Raw genomic sequence first — 19532 nt, 5'->3', positions numbered from 1 at the left:
TCTTAAGGCTTTAGCATCACTTTCATGAGGCCTTTTTCTTTGTTATACAATCGATCAAACCAGGCGGCACCTTCGGATAACGGTACCTCCGCCGACAAAATACTTGTTACGTCCAGGCGACCGGTTGCAATCAAATCCAGCACCGCAGGATATTCGCCATTAATGGCGCACGATCCCTGCACTCTTATTTCCCGGGTAACTACCGACTGCACAGGAAAATTGATCGTTGGAGTTACATTGCCAATCAATGTCACTTTGCCTCCTTTGCGAACAGCAGAGATACAGGTATTCACACTGTCCTCCTCTCCCACCACCTCAAACACTACATCAGCCCCACGTCCGTCGGTCAAGGCTTTCACCGTCTCCATCAACTTCGGGTCGTCCGGCAGAAAGGCGTGGTCGGCACCCAGCTTTCTGGCAAGGTCCAGCTTAAAGTCGTCGATGTCCACGGCAATCACTTTCCGGCAGCCTCTGATTTTTAGTAGCTGAAGCACAAACGAGCCCACCATGCCTACTCCCACCACCACCACAATATCCGTCATGGAGGGTTGGGTAATTTCAATGCCATGAAGCGCTACCCCCGCTGGTTCCACAAAAGCGGCCTGTGTGTAAGAAATGGCATCTGGAAGCTTATAAAGAATGTGCTCGGGCAATACCACATATTCTGCAAAGGCACCATCTTTTCGGAAGTCCGGTGTAGACACGCCCACCACCATTTTACCATCACTGAGCTGGTAATGACCTTGTCGTGTAAACCAGTCATCTTTCTTAAAAATGGTAGAATCGAAAGTAACCCTGTCCCCCGCCTTCCAGTTGGCCACATTGCTCCCCACTGCTGCTATTTCACCGGCAGCCTCATGCCCCATAATAACGGGTGGAAGCCTTCTACCGGAGCTGCCATCCATACCATGAACATCGCTGCCGCATATCCCGGCGGCTTTAACTCTCACCAGCACTTCGTTGTCGGCGATCTTCGGGTCGGGCACTTCCTTATACGTAAATTGATTGTAGGCTTCCAGCACAAGGGCTTTCATGGCAAAAGGGTGTTTAATGAGCTCATAAGATAAGGCAAATACCTATCAAGAGGCAATCCATGTGTCACATTTTGCCCCGTCGATGGCTCAAGTATATGCAATAGTTATATCTTTATTATTACCAGCCAAAACAAGCCTCCTGATTAGACCTTATTTAAATATCCCATACAGAGAATCACTTTGCCAAATTCTCAAAAAAAGATTTAGATTTAAGGATTAGCTTAAAAATGACCCTATGAAGAAGATATCTACTTGCTTAAACTTACTATTTCTACTTTTATTCGCTGCGTCAACGGCGATAGCTCAAACCAGCATTTCGGGCAAAATAACTGATGCTGCCAATGGCGACGGACTTGCCGGAGTCAACATCCTTGTGAAGGGCAAGGTGTTGGGTACTGTAACCGACATCAATGGGAACTTCAAACTCAGCGTCAGCGATGCGCCTCCTTTCACGCTTCAAATATCCTACATAGGGTATACCACACAGGAGTTTGTGGTGAGCAATGCCGCCATGAGCAATATTGACATCAAGATGCAGGAGCAAACGATGCTCGGGCAGGAGGTAGTCATTTCAGCCTCCAGGGTGGAAGAGAGTATCCTTGAGTCGCCGGTATCTATCGAGAAGATGGACATCCTGGCAGTGCAGTCCACCGCTGCTGACAATTACTACAAAGGCATTGCGTCACTAAAGGGAGTCGACGTTACCAGCAGTAGTATCAACTTCCAAATCATCAATACCAGAGGGTTTGCCAACACCGGCAACACCAGATTTGTGCAGCTTACAGACGGGATGGATACGCAGGCTCCTGCTCTCAATTTTCCAATTGGCAACTTAAATGGCCCATCAGAACTGGATGTAGAAAGTGTGGAACTGATTCCGGGTGCTTCGTCTGCACTATATGGCCCCAATGCTTTTAACGGGATTCTACTGGTTAACAGTAAAAGTCCCTTTGAATACCAGGGCGTGAGTGCCTTCTCAAAAGTGGGTATTAACCATGTGGGAGGCGGAGAAAAATCAGGTCATGATGCCGCTCCCCTTTACGAAGGCGCCCTTCGTTACGCCAAGTCATTCAATAACAAGTTCGCCTTCAAAGTAAACCTCGCCTACAGCAAGGCTGAGGACTGGCACGGCACCAGCGATGTAGACCGGGAAATAGCCAGGACGCCTGAAGGTTTCAGCTCTAACCCAGGGTCGGACAGGCTGCACTATATGGGCGATGAGGCTTCCATCAACCTCGCTATTTTCCCTCTCAGCGCCAACTGGAATGTGCTGGCCAGAAACGCCGTATTTGAGCCGGGTGTTTCCGCCCAGACCTACGCCGCCGCTGGCGATCTTCCGAGCAACGTAGTTTCAGTCACCCCATACAAGGAGGTTGATCTCATTGATTACGGCGCTGAAAACAAGAAAGCAAGCGTGGGGCTTTTTTATCGCCCCAACGATAGAATGGAATTGAGTTACCTCTTCAACGGAGGTTGGGGCACTAGTATCTACACCGGCGCTCAAAGGTATTCTCTAAACAACTTCGGCATTATGCAACACCGGCTGCAGCTGAGAGGTGATAATTTCTATGTGCGTGCTTACACAACCAGAGAGAACTCAGGAGATTCATATATCACGGAGTTTTTGGCCAAGAGGGTCAACGACCTGGCCGCTGCAAGGGTCAATCCTAACTTTGACGTTTCGAGCGCTTTGGGCAATTACGGTATAGAATACCTTAGATATCTGTACAATTCGGGTTACGCTCCGGGCGACGTCAATGCACTATCTGATGCCGAAAGAATTCAGGTGCAGCAGGCGGGCCATGCCTACGCAAGAGGTGTTTTCAATGACCTGTTTGTACTTGACCCCAATTCGAAGGAATTTCAGGACATAAAGAAAAGGGCTTTAGTTGGTGTGGTTCCAAAAGGTCCGGGATTCAACGACCGTACAAACTTGTATCATGCAGAAGGTCAGTACGACTTCAAAAATGAGATCGACTTCATGGAACTGCAAGTTGGAGCCAGCTACAGGTTGTATGAGCTCAACTCCGGCGGAACGATTTTTGACGATGCAGATGCGCCCATCACCATTGCAGAACAGGGTATCTACACACAGTTTGGCAAGTGGATAGGCGACCGCAAAGTGAAACTATCAGGCTCTGTTCGCTACGATAAAAACCAGAACTTCAAAGGACGGGTGAACCCAAGGCTTTCAGCGGTTTGGAAGGTCAAAGAAAACCACAACCTGCGGGCGTCGTTCCAAACCGGATTTAGAATACCCACCACACAAGGCCAGCACATCGACCTTAGCATCATCAGTGCCAGGCTGCTGGGGGGGCTTCCAAGATATGCTGAGAAGTACAACCTTACCGAAGTGTCAAGCACTGGAGTTCCACTGGGTTATGAAGGCTTTTCAGTTCAGAACTACGGCACAGCGGTATTCAATCAGGGGGCGACTCCGGCAGCAATCTTCAACCCGGCCAACATTGCCCTGCTGACGCCCGTAACGACTTTCAATCCAGTGAAACCAGAGCAGGTGAAGTCGTTCGAAATCGGCTATAAAACATTGATCCAAAACAAACTCCTGATCGATGCTGGCTATTATTATAATATCTATGATGATTTTATTTCTCAAATCAGAATAAGAAAAGCGACAGAGTATACCTCTGCCACTGCTCCCAGCCCTGAACTGGTAGGCACACCCAACTACGCCACAATTCTGAACGGAACTGATCTGAATACTTTCCAGATTTACACCAACATTGATCAGACCGTAACATCGCAAGGCACTGCTATTGGGCTTACCTACAATTTAAGCAGGGGATATACCATTTCGGCCAACCATAGCTGGAACGTGCTGAACGATGTGCCGGAAAACTTCCTGGCTGAATACAACACACCTGAGCACAAAGTGAATGTGTCGTTTGCCAACCGAAAACTGACGGACATTATTGGTTTCAACGTGGCCATGAGATGGCAAACTGAGTTCGAATGGCAGTCGTCTTTCGTAGCACCAGCGTTTGGAATGGTGCCAGCTTACACCACGGTGGATGCGCAAATGAGCTTTAAGTTGCCCAATATCAAATCGATGCTGAAAGTTGGCGGTTCCAACATTCTCAATACCTATTATATCCAGAGCTTAGGCGGCCCCAATATTGGCGCTATCTACTATGTGTCGCTCACTTTTGATGAACTAATGAATTAATCTAACAACAATTTGCCCTTAAAGGCTGTCTTTGATACGACAGCCTTTTTTATTTAAGCCCATGACTATGAAAAAGAATTATCTGCTCAGTTTCCTGTTTATTCTACTACTCGGCATCACCTCGTGCCAAAAAGACGACGACGGCGGGCCTTCGGTAAAGTACAACAACCTAACGGAGGCCAATCTATTTCTTGACCGTCCTGCCGGAGAGTTGAAAGGTTTTATAGCTTTTTCGGGCATAGACATCCCTTCAGAGGCCATAAAATACAATACAGAACTCTATAAGGTTACCTACGTAACCGAATACAAGGGCCAGGAGATTACTGCTTCAGGGCTAATAGTAATACCCACGACGGTGGAACCTGTCGGCATGATAAGCTTCCAGCACGGCACCATTGCTTCCCACTCGGAAGCGCCTTCGGCTTCTTCGGTACAAAACAGTTCTCTTATCCTCTATGCTGCCTTGGCCAGTACTGGGTTCATTACGGTAGTTCCAGATTTTATAGGCTTCGGTAGTTCTAAGGACATTCTTCACCCCTACTATGTGAAAGAAGCTACATCAACTCCCATCATTGACAATTTAAAAGCGGCACATCAGTTGGCCCAGGAGCATAACCTCAACTTCAATGAACACCTATTCCTGGCTGGCTATTCTCAGGGAGGTTATGCGACCATGGCAACACAACAGGCGATTGAAAATGATCCATTGGATGGCTTCGAATTGCTGGCGTCATTTCCATCTTCTGGTGGGTATGACGTGAAGGGTATGCAGGAGTACTTTTTCGGGCTGGAAACGTACGACAATCCGTTTTTTCTTGCCTACGTAGCCCTTGCTTATCAAACGTACTATGGCTGGACTGAACCACTTTCCAATTTCTTTGTGGAAGCCTACGCAGAGAAAATCCCAAACCTATTCGACGGGAGCAAAAGCGGCGGACAAATCAACGAGGAATTAAGCTATACTATTTCTGAATTGGTACAGCCTGATTTACTTGAAAACATTGATACCAACCCAGATTACCAATACCTGGTAGATGGGTTTAACGACAACGGACTGACTGACTGGACGCCTACCACCAAAACCTATATGTTTCATGGCACGGCAGATGTAACAGTACCCTATCAAAACTCTGTGGACAGTTACAATAAACTGATAGAAAATGGAACGCCAACGTCTGTCCTGACCCTCACTCCTTTAGAAGGATTCACCCATTATACAGGTGTGGTGCCCTATGTGGAGGCTTTTGTCCCACTGTTGTTGGAATATCAATAAGAGAAAATAAAAAAGGCCGGATGATCCGGCCTTTTTTATTTGTGCTAATGTTGATTCAAGTTTTATAACGGTGATAACACTCCTGCAATTACGTGAATCACTCCGTTACTATTTTCTGCTGCGTTCGGCAAAGCCACCTCTGCATCGAAAGTAGTATACGTTGACTGAACGTTAAGGTCTACTGAACCGTTGCCGTCCAAATAGATTCCGACACCGTTTTTAGGAGGTATAGCAGCAGTATTATTAAATACAAGAATTTTCCCTCCTGCAGCAGTATTGAAAGACTTTCCAGTCGTCAAATCCGCTGGTGCAATAGTTTGGCCAAGTACCACGTGATTCGCAATAATGCCATACCACTGCTCACCGGTAAATGTGTTAGCAGTAATTTGTCCGGCAGTAAAAGTCGCATTGGTGGGTGCAAAAACTGTGTGAACAGTGCTTCCAGCCAGAATAGACGTCAATGTTGGCTTACTGTTCGCTGCAGCATATGCATCGCCAAGCTTAATACCAGCTGCCAAAGTGGTGAAAGGTGCCCCAAGCAGGATGGTTCCTGCATTAGTTCCCAAAATAGGAGTTAACGACGTGCCAACAGATGGTGGAATTAATACCGTAGCCACTAAATGCACCACACCATTGGTAGCCTTCAAGTCAGCCGAGACGATCTCAATAGCCTGGTTGGTTGAGCCTGTTTTCAGAGTACCGTCGGCATTCACAACAATTGCCTCTGTTTCTGCTGTGGTCACTGAGGTGCCTGCAGTCAAATCAGCTTTCAGCTTGGTGCCGGACACAACATGGTAAGACAATACACCTTTTACAATTTCAGGGTTAATGTCAGTAATGTCTTCTGGAAACCCTGGCGTAGCAAGAAGGCTTTTGAAAGCAGAGTTACTTGGTGCAAAAAGCGTGTATTCAGTAGAGCCGCCCAGCAACTCAACCAGATCAGGATATACACCCAGATACTTTACAAGAGAATCTAGCGACTCCCCTTCAGCAGCCCCGGAAGCTTGCTTGTATTTATCAGAGCTAATAAGCTCTACAATGTCCATTGTTGGTACTTCTTCCTCATCATCGCCACCGCAACCGGTGAAAACAAGGAGACCAAGCGCCATGGCTGGCAGGCTAAATATCTTCGCCCATTTAATAAAGTTCATTTTCATAACGTGTAGTTTATTTGGTTCAAATCGAGAACGAAATATAGCAAGATTATTCAAACAAACGTTTGAAATGTGATAAAATAGTATGCATGACGAGTAGTTTGATCGTTCCACTCCACAATAACCATCACTTCACGCATTTGTTCACCAGGCCACCAGCCTGAACAACACAAAATATATCAGTTTCGAGCAGAAGTCACTTTCCTTAAAAGTAAGTATTCCCCAGGCGTTGCATATTCCTTACCTTGAGCAGAAACTAACACTAATCATTATGTCAACTATTAAGCTTTACGCAAAAAAGGATGATTTCACATCGCTGCCCCCCAAGTCAACTGCTATTTCTGTTACTGAATCCACATCAATGATCCCAGCTTACGACATCCACGAGTACAACCTGGCTGGGCTGTCGGTATATGGTTTTTCTTATCAGGTAAACTGCGTTGATTCCAATTTTGCTCTCGCTTCAATGACCATACCTGCCTACTTTGAAGAGGCTCGTGTTGTCAACGGAAAACGAGTCGACATGCACGGCCTCTTTCTTGTGAACATGGGCGACAGCGCTGGCTACCTGAAAGAGTTTTTTGAGGACAAGCGGATTTTCGGGCCTTTTGGTTGCCCAAAACGAGTGCTGGCAAAAGCAGGCAATGGAGCGGGGGTATCCAAAGAATACTTTACTTTCAATAACATGCGCTTCTATCCATTCATACTACCCGACTTCACTATTGGCTACTATGTATGCGATGGTGCTGTACCTCCCCGGGGTGGGGAACCAAGAGGCGCATGGCGGGCTTATGACCCTGCAGAAGACGGCGTCGCACTGGATGCCCCGGTCACCTACGATCCCACACTTGGCCTTTACATTACCAGGGCTGCGCACATCGAACCCAGGTAGGGAAATTTTGCTACTGCCCCTGGCAAACAAGCCCAGACCAAAAATGCGGATGAGCCATAAGCTCGTCCGCTTCTTTCAGGTATTGTCGCTTGGCAAGTGAAAGGCTGGTTGAAGCGCTTTTTCCCTGACTCAGTGCGTTGTAAAAGCTTCCAACCAATGTAGAAGTGGTGCCGTCGGAAAGGTTCCACAAAGACGCTACCACATTGCTCACTCCTGCCTGCTTAAATGCCCTGGCCAGGCTATAGGTGCCTTCTCCTTCCACCACGGGCCCAAACGCTGACTGACAGGCCGTGAGCACTACCGTATGCGCCCTGATCGACAAGGGTGCAATTTCGTACCCATACAGGGCATCCTGATCGAGGCCTGAGGAAGAATAGCAGGCAATCTTATTCTCCAATTTATCGGCCAAACTGGACGATGCATGTAAACCCAGGTGCATAATATCTCCAGCCGACACCAGATCATCTATCAACCTTTGTCGGGTTATTTCTTCGTTTGTTCTCAGCAGGATGTCACTCTCCGAAAATATTTTATCCAGGAGCGCCACTTCCTTTTTTGTACCAGGCAGGGCATAAAGTTCACCCAGGCTTTTGGTAAATGAGTAAGCAACAACTTCATCTGTTCGGCTTGTCTGCATATGCTGACTCAGGGAATAAATTTGCAAACTCGGTGCATAGTTTACCTCACAGGTCCTGATCAGATAAGGTGCATCCCGAAATGACACGGCCACCTCCTTTGTAAGCACTTCAAACGGGAGATAAGCCAACACCCCGTCTGGAATGACCAGTAGAGACTTTTGGATCTTGCCCAACGGCCTTATTAACTTGTCGTACAGCTGCGCTGAGGATTCCATAAAGGCCTTTTTTGCCTCCACATCCTGTCGATTGGGCAGCTTCGAAAGCTGCGTGCCCACCACCTTGAGAGCAGTGGTAACAGACGTATCCATCTCTACCCGTTCAAATCGGCCCTCACCGCCGTAACTTAGGGAATAAACATAATCGTCGTCCACAAAATACTGCACAAAGGTGGCTTCACGGGCGTCTGCCATGCCAGCATAATGAGCATACGAATCTGAATTAATCTGATATTTGGCTTTGTAATAGTCCGGGTATTTGTCCTGCATATCAGCATAGTAGTCATCGGCTTTTCGCAGTAGCATAGTCATTTCCCTTGAATCGTAAGCATAGCTTCGCTTCATTGCGGCTATCTGAGCTTTCAGTTGAAGTTCCTTTGCTCTGAACTCCTCCGGCACTTCCGAAAAGTATTCATTGTTCCTGGCCAGCAAGTCCTGATAGGTAATAAGCCCTTTGCTCCTTTCCATATACAAATGCGCCCGGTTCAGGTAAGCTGTGTCCTGGGTAAGCTGATGCAAATGAAAGCTCGCTTCAATAGCCCCGGAATAAACCATGCGGCCAATACGCAAAAACATCAGCAGGGCGTCTTCTTCCACTGCTCTTATTTGTCGGAACATCAGTGAATCAATGAGCTGGTATATTTCAAATGAACGGTTTAGGTTTTGCCGGTCTCCTGGGTCGTCCCTGAACCGTTGTAGCTCTATTTCAGCCAGCTGCTGATAGTTAACGAAATTGAAGCTCCAGTTGGCTACCTCTGGAGAAACAAGAACTTCCCAGGAAAAAGGAGTGTTTTTGTAGGGTGAAAAATAGACGATCGCTGCGAAAATATTCTTTTCCGCCTTTTCGTACTCCCCAATCTGCCTGTACAGGTAAGCAAGTACCCAATAAGCCTCTGTTGTCTGCACAATATCAGGAAGCTTTTGTTTGGAAAAATGCGCCACGGCCCTCTCATAGGCATCGATACTTGCCTGAGCATCTCCTCTTAAAAAGTGATAGAAGCCGTACAAACGATCGGTGCTTACCGAGGCATTGTTTGCAAAGTGCGCAGGCAAACTTTCCAGACGCATCATTTGGAAGCGGAACAATGAGTCGTTATTCACAATCATTTCATGCAGGGCTCTTTCTCTCAAAAGCTTGGCCAAGCTGGACGTGTCTCCACTCAATTGGATCTTCTCGTCGGCAAGCTGGTAGTAATAATTCGCCGAATCGAACTTCTCTAATCTCCGCAGGAGCGTTGCCTTCAGGGTCAGCAACTCATGCAAGTCTCTGTTCGCTGGCTGGTAGCGTAGGCCCTGTTCGGTATACCCAAGGGCGGCGACCATATCCCTGTTGGTAATGGCCACTTCCGAAAGTTGCACGAGAAGTCGTGGAATGAAGGGCGATAGGACTTCAAAATCGCCCGCCATATCCAGCGCTTTTTTGTAATAGAAATAAGATGAATCAGTTTCGCCGTGCACCATCTGATGACACCAACCCAGGTGCTCCAGCACTACGAAGTATTCAAAACTAGCCTCAAAGCCGGTTCTCCTAAGCGTGGCACTCGCCTCATGCAGCGTTTTTAATGCAGACCGCCCATTCCTGATGTCGACAACGCTCTTGAGAAGCTTGCCGGAAACAGTTTGTTGGGCCAAGACTGAATCACTAAGTTGATCCTGACTCACGGTGGTCAGCGTATCGGTGGTCAGCAGACGGCACATCTCCCGATTAATGACCAGGTATATTTCTTGTTCCTTCGTAAGCGACGCTGCTGCAAGTAAACTGTCATAGTGCTGAACAGCCGAAGCAAACTCTCCAGCATTTCTCTTGTGGTCGGCAGATTTGATAAATGCAGGGATATCTATAACAGATGCCAGCTCTTTCTTCTGCACTTTTTCGTCAGCTGACCGGCAGGCTGTCAACATCCAGAGCATCGATAGCCAGCGCATGGTCAGCTTCAGCAGCTGGAGATGGCCTATTGACAAAAAACTGCTCCGAAAAAAGAATTCATGTGTGCTTGGCCGCTGGCCAGGATTTATCATAAAGGGGGTCTCCGCAAATGTTAGTTAGATACAAAAGCCTGTGGCTTGGCTCAAAGTAAAATTTCCGGTCGGAGAAAGCAAAGGGCAACGAATCGAAAAATGTACCGTTGCCGGCATTTATGATAAAAAAGGCGTCCAAAAATCGTTAACTTTCTCCACACAATAAAGGCACATGGGATCATTCCGAAGAACATTTATTAAAAACTCAGTGGCGGCCTCGGTCGTCAGCATGTTGCCATTTGAATTACCTACGTTTACTATGCCTCTCCAAGACTCAATCTACACCAGCCATCAGGCCAGTCAGCGCAAAAAACTGCTTGGGCTGTTGGGAGACTTACCCACCCAGTATATACCCAAGCCTCCGCAACTGGTTAAAAAAGAAAAGCGCAACGGCTACACCCTGGAGCACCTGGAGTTCGACTTCAATGGGTTGGAGAAGGTACATGGCATCCTACTCGTACCCGACAACCTGAAAGGTAAAGCCCCTTGCATGCTCTACTGTCATGCCCACTTTGGCACCTATGAAATAGGGAAAGAAGAACTGCTCAACGGGCGAACTGTGATGCCGGCCTATGCCGAGGTGTATGCAAAAAAAGGCATTATGACCCTGGCCATTGACAGCTGGTGCTTTGGCGAAAGGAACCGGTTGAAAAATGGAGCGTTTGGCGAAGCCGACACCTTCAAAGAAATGCTGTGGAAAGGGCAAACCCTTTTTGGCATGATGCTGTGGGACGAAATGAAAGCCCTCGACTACCTGTTGGCCAGGCCGGAAGCCGACACCAGCCGGGTGGGCGTGTTCGGGCTTTCTATGGGCGCTACCAAAGCCTGGTGGCTGGCGGCGCTCGACACCCGCATCACCACCTGCCTCGACCTTTGCTGCCTAACCGACTTTGATGAGCTGATGAAGATTGGCAACCTCAGCGGCCATGGCATCTACTACTATGTGCCTTCGTTGCTCCGGCATTTTTCTACCAGCACCATCAACGAACTGATCGTTCCTCGCCCTCACCTCAGCCTCAATGGCCAGCAGGACCTGCTGACACCACCCGCTGGAGTGGAAAAGGTGAGAGATTACCTGCTGCCGCTGTATAAGCAGCACGGCCGGGAAGAAGATTGCCTCATCGAGCTGTTTGATTGTCCGCACGAAGAGCTGCCTGAGATGCGGAAGCTGGTGGTGGGGTGGTTGGATAAGTATTTGGTGAAGGGGTGAACAAGCTCAAATTCTTCGGTAATTGCGAGTCACTAGTCCAAATTTCACGTCAGCAGATTGTTTTTGTGACGTGGCAATCTGTCAGCGGTGACTGCTAACTCGAACAGATTGCCACGGCTGTTGGTGTTAGGTTATTTATGTAATATTTATCGGCAGCCTCGCAATTACCGCTTGTGGAGAATGATTTGAAGAACAACCTCAGCAATGCCCCTAATCCTCCTCCCTGAACTCCAAAATATCCCCTGGCTGGCATTCCAGTATTTGACAGATAGCCTCCAGCGTAGAAAATCGCACTGCTTTGGCCTTGCCTGTCTTCAGTATCGACAGGTTGGCTTCGGTGATGCCCAGCCTGTCGGCCAGGTCTTTGGAACGGATCTTCCGCTTCGCCATCATTACATCGAGGTTGACTATAATCGGCATCAGATAGTGAGTTCGCTTTCTTCCTGTAATTTTTGACCTTGCTCGAAAGCAATTCCCAGCACAATGATCAGCAGCCCCACAATAGAAATGGAAATACCATAGTCGGCATTTGAGGTTAGCGTCATCCCTTCAAAAGTGAGTTTACTACTTATCCATGTCATAAATACCATCCGTAACACCCACTCAAAAACAGGTGCCAGCATAACCAAAGCTCCTGTCAGCTTTACCCTGCCAATATTGCCTACACTAAAAGAATTATTATCCTCCACCGACTTAACGATTCTCTTGAGCAATTCGAGCACCCACAAAATATAAGCTGTAGCCAGCACAAAAATAACAGCGACCAAAGCCTTGAAACTACCGTCTACTTTCAAACTAAGATCGGCCGTGCTGATGGAAGTGAGCACTGGCTCTCCCCTTACCGGCGGCCGGGACTGAAACAGTGCATCGTAAAGTGTGTTCTTTACTTGCTCCGAAGTAATGTGAAGGTGCGGGTCGCTAACCGGAACGAAAACGCCGTTTTTAGTTGTCACCAAAAAGAACGCAATGACAACCAGCCCTACAAAAAGCCCAACCTTAGCAACTAAAATAAATTCTCTGATGAGTTTGAGTTTTTTCATTTCACAATCCTATTTGAATGAGCGTTTAATTTAGATAGTAAGTTCATTCTCCTCCCTGATTTTTCTACCCTGCTCAAAAGCTACACCCAACACCATGATAATGAGGCCCATTAGAAACACGGTAAAGTCAAAAGATGAGTCCGAAACAACCTTTACCCCATCAAACAGGTAATTGTATTCAAGCCACCACACCATGGCCTTCGCCACCAGCCAATTGACAAATGGGGCAATAACAATCAGCAAACCGAGCAATTTCACTCTTTGTATATTGTCCCTATTGAAAGAATTGCTTCTTCTCACGTCGTTGATAATGCTTTTGAAAACAAAGAGCACATAGGTCAGGTATCCAACGGACATGTACACAATCGAAAGTAGTAGTACTTTTAAGCCTCCGTCAATGGGTTGGCTTAATTTCATAGTGTCTACCCTGATTTTGAACGATTCGGGAATGCTGTTCGCCAGGGTTTCGCCAAGGCTTTTCTGCAATTCATCCGACTGCACCCTGAGATGGGGTTCGCCTATCTCGTAATACCTGCCTTCCTTCATAGTCACCAGAGAAACAGTACCTACAGCCACGCCCAGCCACAGCAACAATATAAGGAAGGTGATGACCCCCTGAGCGATATTGAGTTTTTTCATATCATCAATTTTACAACTACCAGCTATTTAAGAATTGAACAGAACAGTCTCGAAAGTGCGCTTCCTAAATTGTCAGTTCGTTTTCCTCCTGTATTTTCTGGCCCTGCTCGAAGGCTACGCCGAGCACCACAATCAGAAGCCCAAGTATGAACACCGGCCAGCCCAGATTGGCGTCTGTTTCCAGGATCATTCCTTCGAAATGAAATCGATTATCGATCCAAAGCGAGAAAAAGACATTGAGTATCCACTCGCCCAAAGGAGCAAGCACAACCAGCGTACCGATAAGCTTCACTCTCTTGCTACTGCTCAGGTTGAACGGTGTGCCCTTCATCACATCATGAATGATTGTTGCTATGAGCCAGAGTATCCAGAGCATATAGCCCGACACCATAAACATCATTGCGATTACAATCAACCGTAGATTGAGATGCACCGGCAGCCTCATTTCCAGCGTTTCGACAGAGAGCAGCATGGGCTTATCCGGAACAGGCAGCTGCGACCTCAGCACTTCCTGCAATTGATCCGATTTGATTACCCAATGCGGCTGCTCAATCTCGATAAACACCCCTTCCTTCATCGACGCAAAGAAGATGGTAACGAACACCATCCCTAAAATCAGCAAGCCCATGCTGGCTTTAACAATGATGCGAATGATGCGAAGCTTATTCATGTTATGCGGAAATTAATTATTGATAAACAATAATAATATATCTTTTATTAATGTCAAATAATATTGAAGAAATTCATACTTCGCCAAATGCGGTGTAAGGGATTCAAATGAAAACTGCATTCCAGGGAAACAAAAAAAGGCCTGCCCCAAAGAGCAGACCTGAAACCATAAATCGAGTGAAAACCAGTTCCTACTTAAACAGCACCGGCGCAAACTGCGACAGGTAAATGCGCCAGTTGGTCCAGGTGTGGCCGCCAGTGCTCTCTACATATTTGTATTTGAAGCCATGCTCATCGAGCGTATTCCTGAGGTTCACTACGCTGTCGTAAAGAAAATCGTCTTTGCCACAGGCAATCCAGTACACTTTTGGGTCGGCTTTCTTCAGTGCATCAATGTCCTTACCACGGCCTTCTCCATTGGCAGGCAGGCCGAAAGGACTGTCCTTCACAAAGCCCATGCTCATCACGCAGATGTAGTCGAACAATTCAGGATTGTCGAACGTAGTATTGAGCGTTTGCCAGCCTCCCATACTAAGGCCAGACAGCGCCCTGTTTTCTTTGCCTTTCTTTGTCCGATAGTGGCTTTCGATATAAGGGATAACATCCTTTACCAGACTGCCTTCAAATTTCTTGTTGGCCATGCCCATGCCACCTTCGTTGGTTTGCGAAGGAAGTTTGGCCGGTGCTTCAATGCCAGCCGCTGTTTGGTCGGGGTTGCCATTGGTCATCACCACAATCATCGGTTTGGCCTGGCCTGAGTTGATCAGGTTATCCATAATGGTGGGCGTCAGCCCCAGCTCATTCCACGCATCTTCATCGCCACCGCCGCCGTGCAGCAGGTAAAACACGGGATAGCTGTCCTTGCTGTTTTCGTATCCCGGCGGGGTATACACATACATGCGGCGGGTGAGGCCAAGTGTTGGCGAGTCATACCAAACCTTCGACACCATACCCTTGGCACCGTGCTTGGGTTCGTACAGGTCGGATCCCTTGCCTTTGATCATGAAGAAACTGATGTTGCGCACACCGTCCCGCTTCACCAAAGCATTAGAGGCATCGAGGGTGTAAACGCCATCGACGGTAAAGTTGTAACCATACAACTCAGGCTCCAGCGGGCCAATGGTAACTGCCCAAAGGCCGGTGTCGCCTTTTACCAACGGCTCGGTTTTGCCAAAACCCATCCAGTCGCCAGAAAGCGTAATTTCGTTGGCTTTGGGTGCGTACACCCTGAAGGTGACTTTATTGTCGGTGTGGATTTCCGGTGACACCACCGGGTTGCGGCGAAACTGTGCCGACATTGTAGGAGCAAGGCCAAGAGATAAGCCCAGCACAAGTAGAAAGCTCCAGGCTTTCCTGTTGCGTAATTGTTTCTTCATTGGTATGTAGTTTAAGTATCGGGATCGTAGTCTATACATAAATGTAATGGATTCATTGTGTCGATACAACACAATTTGTTTGTGGAGTTGCAAATAATTAATTGCGTTCAACGCTGGTAGCTTTTGGAGCAATTTGCCGAGATTATGTTGCGAAAGTATTACAGATGCTGTAATGCCGGTTCCTGGCAAGAATGATTGTTAATAAACAACCAGCGTATGTCTCAAAAGAGTCGAAGTGAGTTTGCTATCTACTATGGCCTTGGCTGTGTCCTGATAGCCTTCGGAGGCATTGGTGTTAGCGGTTACTTGAGCTATCAAATTGCCACCGACCAGGCCGACTTTTCCTGGGGCATCCTGGCCATGCTGCTTGCGATGATCGCCACCACCGGATCGCTGGGCTATGTGCTTATTCGGAGGGGTGATGGTGGTTAGCTTGTGCTGTGAAAGAACTCCAGCTACAAGTTCGAAGCAGCGAAGGATAAAAAATTAGATAAAGCTTACTTTCGAGAATTGCTGTACAACATCTTTAGCCTTACATAACTGAGGTAGTGGGGTTGATGGGGTGAAAGGAAGCTGAAAGCTTTAAGGAAGGACGCCACAAGTTAGGGTGATGCTAAACTTGGGGTAGATTCAGGTTTTTTTTTATTAAAAGTACTGCAAATGAAACATATTAAAAGGAGGTTCCTTTATCAGGAACTTCCAAAAATCAACTTAAATCAACCAGGAATTGAGTACTTGACTCTGCGAGATGACCTAGTTTTTGAGTCAGCATTCCTAAAGGAGAAAAAAGGTACTCCTATGTTTCTAGAAACCGATCAGGGTGAATATTTCCCAGGGTTCCTTCATACGGTGGACGGAAAACATGTTGTGCTACCGATTCCTGATCCATCGTTAATCTATTTCAATAATGCTCAACTTAGTGTCGCCAAAATAAAAAACTTAAAAAAAACACTACTGGAAAAGATCGAATTCTCAGGAAAACCAATTGACCCTCCAATTCATGAGATATACAATTATTATGGCCTGACTACCGGTTTTCTGATATTTCTTTTCACTTCTCTTGAATCCTTTACCAATCAAATTATCCCTGACAAATATACTTTTAGAAAAATTGTGAGGGCAGAGACAAGAACATTTTCAAAAAGTGATATTCAAAAGGCTATAGATTTTAAGACCAAGGTGACCGAAATATTACCGGAATGCACCGGCAAGTCATTCTTTTCAAGGCCCACTCCCACAAATAATCTAATATGGAATCTCAGAGACTTTCGGGATGACATAATTCATACAAAACAAGAACCTGATTTTCTTAAGTATAGTGGCATTATAAAAAAGACCTTAAACTTCAAGTATCAAAAAACACTAGAGGCAGTTGCCTCATTTATGAATTTCTACAAGCCGGGATATATTGTAGAATGTGGGTGTGGGAGAGATTTCTAACAACTCTATCGCCAAACTTGCAGCAGAAAAGGATCAAATAGTAAAGTCAATTTAACTTTTCAACAAAATGAACATAAAGAAAATATTATCGAATAGGTTTTCCCAGATGGTTATTGCTCTTCCGTTAATGTACTTTTTAGTTCTGCCACAAATGAGAAAATTAATGCTTTATGATCAAGAAAATCGACTTGACCGGAGAGCTTGCATGGAAGATTCAATTGCTTCCGAAATGCTGATCGAGGGAGTCATTGTTGAAAAATACCTAACTCCCAGAAAGCTTAGAAAATTTAAGCTCTCAAATAAGCAAGACACAATTGACAGTGAGCTCTTAATTTTCGAAACCGCAAAAACCTATGATTTCATTCAGGTGGGAGATACTCTTGGCAAGAAAGCGGGCAGCTTAAACCTATTTGTTAGGCGTTTGAATCTAGACACCTTGATAGTTCTCGACTACAGTTGCCCTCAAAATCTTAATTAACAAACAATTAACTCCCGCAAGTTTAGCAATCAACGAACCGGGCCACAAAGGCTTGCGGGTTTCACTCCTTAAGCTACCAGCTCGCCCATTGTGTCCTGCACTAACCTTCCTCCACCAACATAAATATCTCCTCCACCGGCACCTTAAAATACCTGGCTATTTTCAGGGCAATGACTGTGGAGTTGCAAATAATTAATTGCGTTCAACGCTGGTAGCTTTTGGAGCAATTTGCCGAGATTATGTTGCGAAAGTATTACAGATGCTGTAATGCCGGTTCCTGGCAAGAATGATTGTTAATAAACAACCAGCGTATGTCTCAAAAGAGTCGAAGTGAGTTTGCTATCTACTATGGCCTTGGCTGTATCCTGATAGCCTTTGGAGGCATTGGTGTTAGCGGTTATTGGGGGTATCAAATCGCTACTGCCCAGGCCGACTTTTCCTGGGGCATCCTGGCCATGCTACTTGTGATGATCGCCACCACCGGATCACTGGGCTGGGCGCTTATTCGGAGGGGAGATGGGGGTTGAATTGTGTTGTGATAGGATTTCGGCTGCAAGTTCGAAGCAGCGAAGGGTAGATTTGAAACTCTGAGCGAGACGCTCGAACCAGCAACAGGCCGACCAATATCATCTATTTTAAATAGATAAGAATGTAGCAAGAAATTGTTAATTTGTGGGCATGGAAATTGAAGCAAGAAAATACCATTTAATAGAGCGAGTCATGCAATTAAGTGAGCATGAGTTGAGTAATATTGAAATGTTTCTCGAAAGGGAGGCGAAGTTATCGGCTTCATTGGATCGGGCATTACAGCAGGTAAAAGAAGGCAAAGTCACTCCGCATAGTGAAGTGAAAAAGAAATACGAGAAATGGCTTTAGAGATCGTTTGGTCAGATGAAGCCAATGAGGGCCTGGATGAAATCATCGAATACCTGGAGGAGAATTGGACTGAGAAAGAGATTCATCATTTTTTTACCCGACTGGAAGCGTGTCTAAGCATATCAAAGAAGCTCCGTATCAACAGAAGGACTCAATTAGGAAACCAGGAACCAAGGAGTATCAGCATTCAGAACACACTACTATTTTCTACACGTTTGATGATAAGGTGATCAATATTTTACGAGTCTGGGCAAATATGAAGAATCCAGGTAGATTATAACCCTCTCATCTCGCAAGCGGCCGCCGGGCCGCACAGGCTTGTGAGGCTTCTAATTTCGGCGTCTCGCCGCTACACAAATCGTTTCGGAAGCGAGGGATACCACCCCTCTTCGGCAGGAGGAGGCGCCACCTGAAACTTTGCAGCATTTTGCCAGCCTGGGATGGTATCCCTGCCGTGGTGAACATAAGCTGCGGGAATACCTGCCAAACGGTAGAAAATATCTTGCCACCAGCCGTCAATAATTCCCCAATTATCTCCCATATTCGCTCCAAAATTAATTCATTGTTCCTCACTTCTTACCTAAACATTGTCATGAGAACTTTTCTCACTAAAATCGTCGTTACAGCCGTTATTTCCATGGCATCACTGTCAGTAGTGAATGCCCAGATGATCATGCAGATCGACCCCTCGCTAAGCGCCAAGGCCACCCCTCAGCAAGTCAAGTATAAAGGAATGAAAGCGGTGCCCTATTACTACTTTGATGAATACAAAATTGTGTCTTCCAAAGCCGGCTGGCTTACTACCAATAGCAGAAGCAATATGCAGGGCACTATTTCTTCTTCCAGCCAGCAGCTGGCTTTCACGATGATCAATAGTGCAGGCGACACCGCCGTCGTCAACATGTCGAAAGACGGACTGGTGCAAAGCTCACAAAACTCCTGGTTCCCCAACATTACCATGTCGCAAGGCTCGCAGAACGTCACGGCACTCATTACTTCCAGCGCCGACACACTTACGTGGGGACTGGCGGCCTCTGTGGCCAACGGCGTTTTCACCGGGGCTATCAAAACAGATACTGAGGAATACAAACTGGTGCCTGTAAAGAGAATGGACAACGGCAGGGTAGCTCCTTTCACTCTTTGGGTAGGTTTTGCTATCTACAAGGGAGACGTTGAAATTGGTGCCGTGCAGGCTACTCCCAAGCGAAATGTCTGGATATCGTCTGATTTGCCAGCTGATCAAAAGCTGAAAATGGCAGCTGCCTGCCTGTCCATGATTATTGAAGAGCAAAATGAATGGCTGGTGCAATAGGAATAACGACGTGAACTTTCCGGGGTGAAATTCCTGCCCTTCTCAGAGTCCTCTGCGAGAGACTCTGAGTGAAAGCTAAGTGA

The 19532-nt window shown here is 46.6% G+C and carries 20 protein-coding genes; 11 read left to right on the top strand and 9 right to left on the bottom strand.

What is annotated here, in order from left to right; all coding sequences use genetic code 11:
- Positions 1–2 precede the first annotated feature (2 nt).
- Positions 3–1034, bottom strand: coding sequence for a galactitol-1-phosphate 5-dehydrogenase (locus tag RT717_RS07000; protein WP_317491026.1), 1032 nt, complete (start codon positions 1032–1034; stop codon positions 3–5).
- 235 nt (positions 1035–1269) lie between these two features.
- Here RT717_RS07000 and RT717_RS06995 point away from each other — a divergent pair, with 235 nt between their 5' ends.
- Together RT717_RS06995 and RT717_RS06990 are read left to right on the top strand one after the other, a co-directional pair.
- Positions 1270–4218: a TonB-dependent receptor domain-containing protein gene (locus RT717_RS06995; RefSeq protein WP_317491025.1), complete on the top strand. Its 2949-nt coding sequence runs from the start codon at positions 1270–1272 to the stop codon at positions 4216–4218.
- A gap of 67 nt (positions 4219–4285) precedes the next feature.
- Complete coding sequence (locus RT717_RS06990; protein WP_317491024.1) at positions 4286–5491, top strand: alpha/beta hydrolase family protein; 1206 nt, start codon at positions 4286–4288, stop codon at positions 5489–5491.
- Positions 5492–5553: 62 nt separating this feature from the next.
- Here RT717_RS06990 and RT717_RS06985 read toward each other — a convergent pair whose 3' ends face one another.
- On the bottom strand, positions 5554–6648 hold the full coding sequence (locus tag RT717_RS06985; protein ID WP_317491023.1) for a fasciclin domain-containing protein: 1095 nt from the start codon (positions 6646–6648) through the stop codon (positions 5554–5556).
- Positions 6649–6916: 268 nt separating this feature from the next.
- Between RT717_RS06985 and RT717_RS06980 the strand changes: the two genes are divergently transcribed.
- A complete protein-coding gene (locus tag RT717_RS06980) occupies positions 6917–7537 on the top strand; it encodes a hypothetical protein (RefSeq protein ID WP_317491022.1) in 621 nt (206 codons plus the stop codon).
- A 10-nt stretch (positions 7538–7547) separates the two neighbouring features.
- On the opposite strand, the gene RT717_RS06975 is transcribed toward RT717_RS06980, so the two are convergent.
- Positions 7548–10316, bottom strand: a complete 2769-nt coding sequence (locus RT717_RS06975; protein WP_317491021.1) for a CHAT domain-containing protein — start codon at positions 10314–10316, stop codon at positions 7548–7550.
- Positions 10317–10668: 352 nt separating this feature from the next.
- Between RT717_RS06975 and RT717_RS06970 the strand changes: the two genes are divergently transcribed.
- A complete protein-coding gene (locus RT717_RS06970) occupies positions 10669–11619 on the top strand; it encodes a dienelactone hydrolase family protein (protein ID WP_317491020.1) in 951 nt (316 codons plus the stop codon).
- 210 nt (positions 11620–11829) lie between these two features.
- Here RT717_RS06970 and RT717_RS06965 read toward each other — a convergent pair whose 3' ends face one another.
- From RT717_RS06965 to RT717_RS06945, 5 genes are all read right to left on the bottom strand, one after another.
- Positions 11830–12039 carry a helix-turn-helix domain-containing protein gene (locus tag RT717_RS06965; protein WP_317491019.1) on the bottom strand — a complete coding sequence of 70 codons (210 nt, stop codon included), beginning with the start codon at positions 12037–12039 and terminating at the stop codon, positions 11830–11832.
- Positions 12039–12659, bottom strand: coding sequence for a DUF2975 domain-containing protein (locus RT717_RS06960; RefSeq protein WP_317491018.1), 621 nt, complete (start codon positions 12657–12659; stop codon positions 12039–12041). The genes RT717_RS06965 and RT717_RS06960 overlap by 1 nt, the downstream gene beginning before the upstream one ends.
- Positions 12660–12689: 30 nt before the next feature.
- Complete coding sequence (locus RT717_RS06955; RefSeq protein ID WP_317491017.1) at positions 12690–13298, bottom strand: DUF2975 domain-containing protein; 609 nt, start codon at positions 13296–13298, stop codon at positions 12690–12692.
- A gap of 64 nt (positions 13299–13362) precedes the next feature.
- Positions 13363–13968 (bottom strand): DUF2975 domain-containing protein, encoded by a 606-nt coding sequence (locus tag RT717_RS06950; protein ID WP_317491016.1) that lies wholly within the window; start codon positions 13966–13968, stop codon positions 13363–13365.
- Positions 13969–14158: 190 nt separating this feature from the next.
- Positions 14159–15343, bottom strand: a complete 1185-nt coding sequence (locus tag RT717_RS06945) for an esterase (protein ID WP_317491015.1) — start codon at positions 15341–15343, stop codon at positions 14159–14161.
- 216 nt (positions 15344–15559) lie between these two features.
- On the opposite strand from RT717_RS06945, the gene RT717_RS06940 reads away from it, so the two are divergent.
- The 6 genes from RT717_RS06940 (at position 15560) to RT717_RS06915 (ending at position 18367) form a co-directional block, all read left to right on the top strand.
- Positions 15560–15775 (top strand): hypothetical protein, encoded by a 216-nt coding sequence (locus tag RT717_RS06940; protein ID WP_317491014.1) that lies wholly within the window; start codon positions 15560–15562, stop codon positions 15773–15775.
- Between the two features lie 228 nt (positions 15776–16003).
- Complete coding sequence (locus RT717_RS06935; protein ID WP_317491013.1) at positions 16004–16783, top strand: hypothetical protein; 780 nt, start codon at positions 16004–16006, stop codon at positions 16781–16783.
- Positions 16784–16850: 67 nt separating this feature from the next.
- Positions 16851–17261 carry a hypothetical protein gene (locus RT717_RS06930; RefSeq protein WP_317491012.1) on the top strand — a complete coding sequence of 137 codons (411 nt, stop codon included), beginning with the start codon at positions 16851–16853 and terminating at the stop codon, positions 17259–17261.
- 311 nt (positions 17262–17572) lie between these two features.
- On the top strand, positions 17573–17788 hold the full coding sequence (locus tag RT717_RS06925) for a hypothetical protein (protein WP_317491011.1): 216 nt from the start codon (positions 17573–17575) through the stop codon (positions 17786–17788).
- Positions 17789–17939: 151 nt separating this feature from the next.
- Complete coding sequence (locus RT717_RS06920; protein ID WP_317491010.1) at positions 17940–18137, top strand: hypothetical protein; 198 nt, start codon at positions 17940–17942, stop codon at positions 18135–18137.
- On the top strand, positions 18128–18367 hold the full coding sequence (locus tag RT717_RS06915; protein WP_317491009.1) for a hypothetical protein: 240 nt from the start codon (positions 18128–18130) through the stop codon (positions 18365–18367). Before RT717_RS06920 ends, RT717_RS06915 begins: the two co-directional genes overlap by 10 nt.
- Before the next feature lie 119 nt (positions 18368–18486).
- Here RT717_RS06915 and RT717_RS06910 read toward each other — a convergent pair whose 3' ends face one another.
- Entirely contained in the window at positions 18487–18678 is a 192-nt protein-coding gene (locus RT717_RS06910) for a hypothetical protein (protein WP_317491008.1), read from the bottom strand.
- Positions 18679–18729: 51 nt separating this feature from the next.
- Here RT717_RS06910 and RT717_RS06905 point away from each other — a divergent pair, with 51 nt between their 5' ends.
- Positions 18730–19449 (top strand): hypothetical protein, encoded by a 720-nt coding sequence (locus RT717_RS06905; protein WP_317491007.1) that lies wholly within the window; start codon positions 18730–18732, stop codon positions 19447–19449.
- The last annotated feature ends 83 nt before the right edge of the window (positions 19450–19532 follow it).

Source organism: Imperialibacter roseus (assembly GCF_032999765.1).
Taxonomy (GTDB): Bacteria; Bacteroidota; Bacteroidia; order Cytophagales; family Cyclobacteriaceae; genus Imperialibacter; species Imperialibacter roseus.
This window is presented reverse-complemented; position numbering and strand designations above follow the sequence as displayed.

What these genes read in the sequence shown, in the direction of transcription:
- RT717_RS07000 (WP_317491026.1), bottom strand. Translation starts at nt 1,034, where the DNA reads ATGAAAGCCCTTGTGCTGGAAGCCTACAATCAATTTACGTATAAGGAA.
- RT717_RS06995 (WP_317491025.1), top strand. Translation starts at nt 1,270, where the DNA reads ATGAAGAAGATATCTACTTGCTTAAACTTACTATTTCTACTTTTATTC.
- RT717_RS06990 (WP_317491024.1), top strand. Translation starts at nt 4,286, where the DNA reads ATGAAAAAGAATTATCTGCTCAGTTTCCTGTTTATTCTACTACTCGGC.
- RT717_RS06985 (WP_317491023.1), bottom strand. Translation starts at nt 6,648, where the DNA reads ATGAAAATGAACTTTATTAAATGGGCGAAGATATTTAGCCTGCCAGCC.
- RT717_RS06980 (WP_317491022.1), top strand. Translation starts at nt 6,917, where the DNA reads ATGTCAACTATTAAGCTTTACGCAAAAAAGGATGATTTCACATCGCTG.
- RT717_RS06975 (WP_317491021.1), bottom strand. Translation starts at nt 10,316, where the DNA reads ATGCGCTGGCTATCGATGCTCTGGATGTTGACAGCCTGCCGGTCAGCT.
- RT717_RS06970 (WP_317491020.1), top strand. Translation starts at nt 10,669, where the DNA reads ATGCCTCTCCAAGACTCAATCTACACCAGCCATCAGGCCAGTCAGCGC.
- RT717_RS06965 (WP_317491019.1), bottom strand. Translation starts at nt 12,039, where the DNA reads ATGCCGATTATAGTCAACCTCGATGTAATGATGGCGAAGCGGAAGATC.
- RT717_RS06960 (WP_317491018.1), bottom strand. Translation starts at nt 12,659, where the DNA reads ATGAAAAAACTCAAACTCATCAGAGAATTTATTTTAGTTGCTAAGGTT.
- RT717_RS06955 (WP_317491017.1), bottom strand. Translation starts at nt 13,298, where the DNA reads ATGAAAAAACTCAATATCGCTCAGGGGGTCATCACCTTCCTTATATTG.
- RT717_RS06950 (WP_317491016.1), bottom strand. Translation starts at nt 13,968, where the DNA reads ATGAATAAGCTTCGCATCATTCGCATCATTGTTAAAGCCAGCATGGGC.
- RT717_RS06945 (WP_317491015.1), bottom strand. Translation starts at nt 15,343, where the DNA reads ATGAAGAAACAATTACGCAACAGGAAAGCCTGGAGCTTTCTACTTGTG.
- RT717_RS06940 (WP_317491014.1), top strand. Translation starts at nt 15,560, where the DNA reads ATGTCTCAAAAGAGTCGAAGTGAGTTTGCTATCTACTATGGCCTTGGC.
- RT717_RS06935 (WP_317491013.1), top strand. Translation starts at nt 16,004, where the DNA reads ATGAAACATATTAAAAGGAGGTTCCTTTATCAGGAACTTCCAAAAATC.
- RT717_RS06930 (WP_317491012.1), top strand. Translation starts at nt 16,851, where the DNA reads ATGAACATAAAGAAAATATTATCGAATAGGTTTTCCCAGATGGTTATT.
- RT717_RS06925 (WP_317491011.1), top strand. Translation starts at nt 17,573, where the DNA reads ATGTCTCAAAAGAGTCGAAGTGAGTTTGCTATCTACTATGGCCTTGGC.
- RT717_RS06920 (WP_317491010.1), top strand. Translation starts at nt 17,940, where the DNA reads ATGGAAATTGAAGCAAGAAAATACCATTTAATAGAGCGAGTCATGCAA.
- RT717_RS06915 (WP_317491009.1), top strand. Translation starts at nt 18,128, where the DNA reads ATGGCTTTAGAGATCGTTTGGTCAGATGAAGCCAATGAGGGCCTGGAT.
- RT717_RS06910 (WP_317491008.1), bottom strand. Translation starts at nt 18,678, where the DNA reads ATGGGAGATAATTGGGGAATTATTGACGGCTGGTGGCAAGATATTTTC.
- RT717_RS06905 (WP_317491007.1), top strand. Translation starts at nt 18,730, where the DNA reads ATGAGAACTTTTCTCACTAAAATCGTCGTTACAGCCGTTATTTCCATG.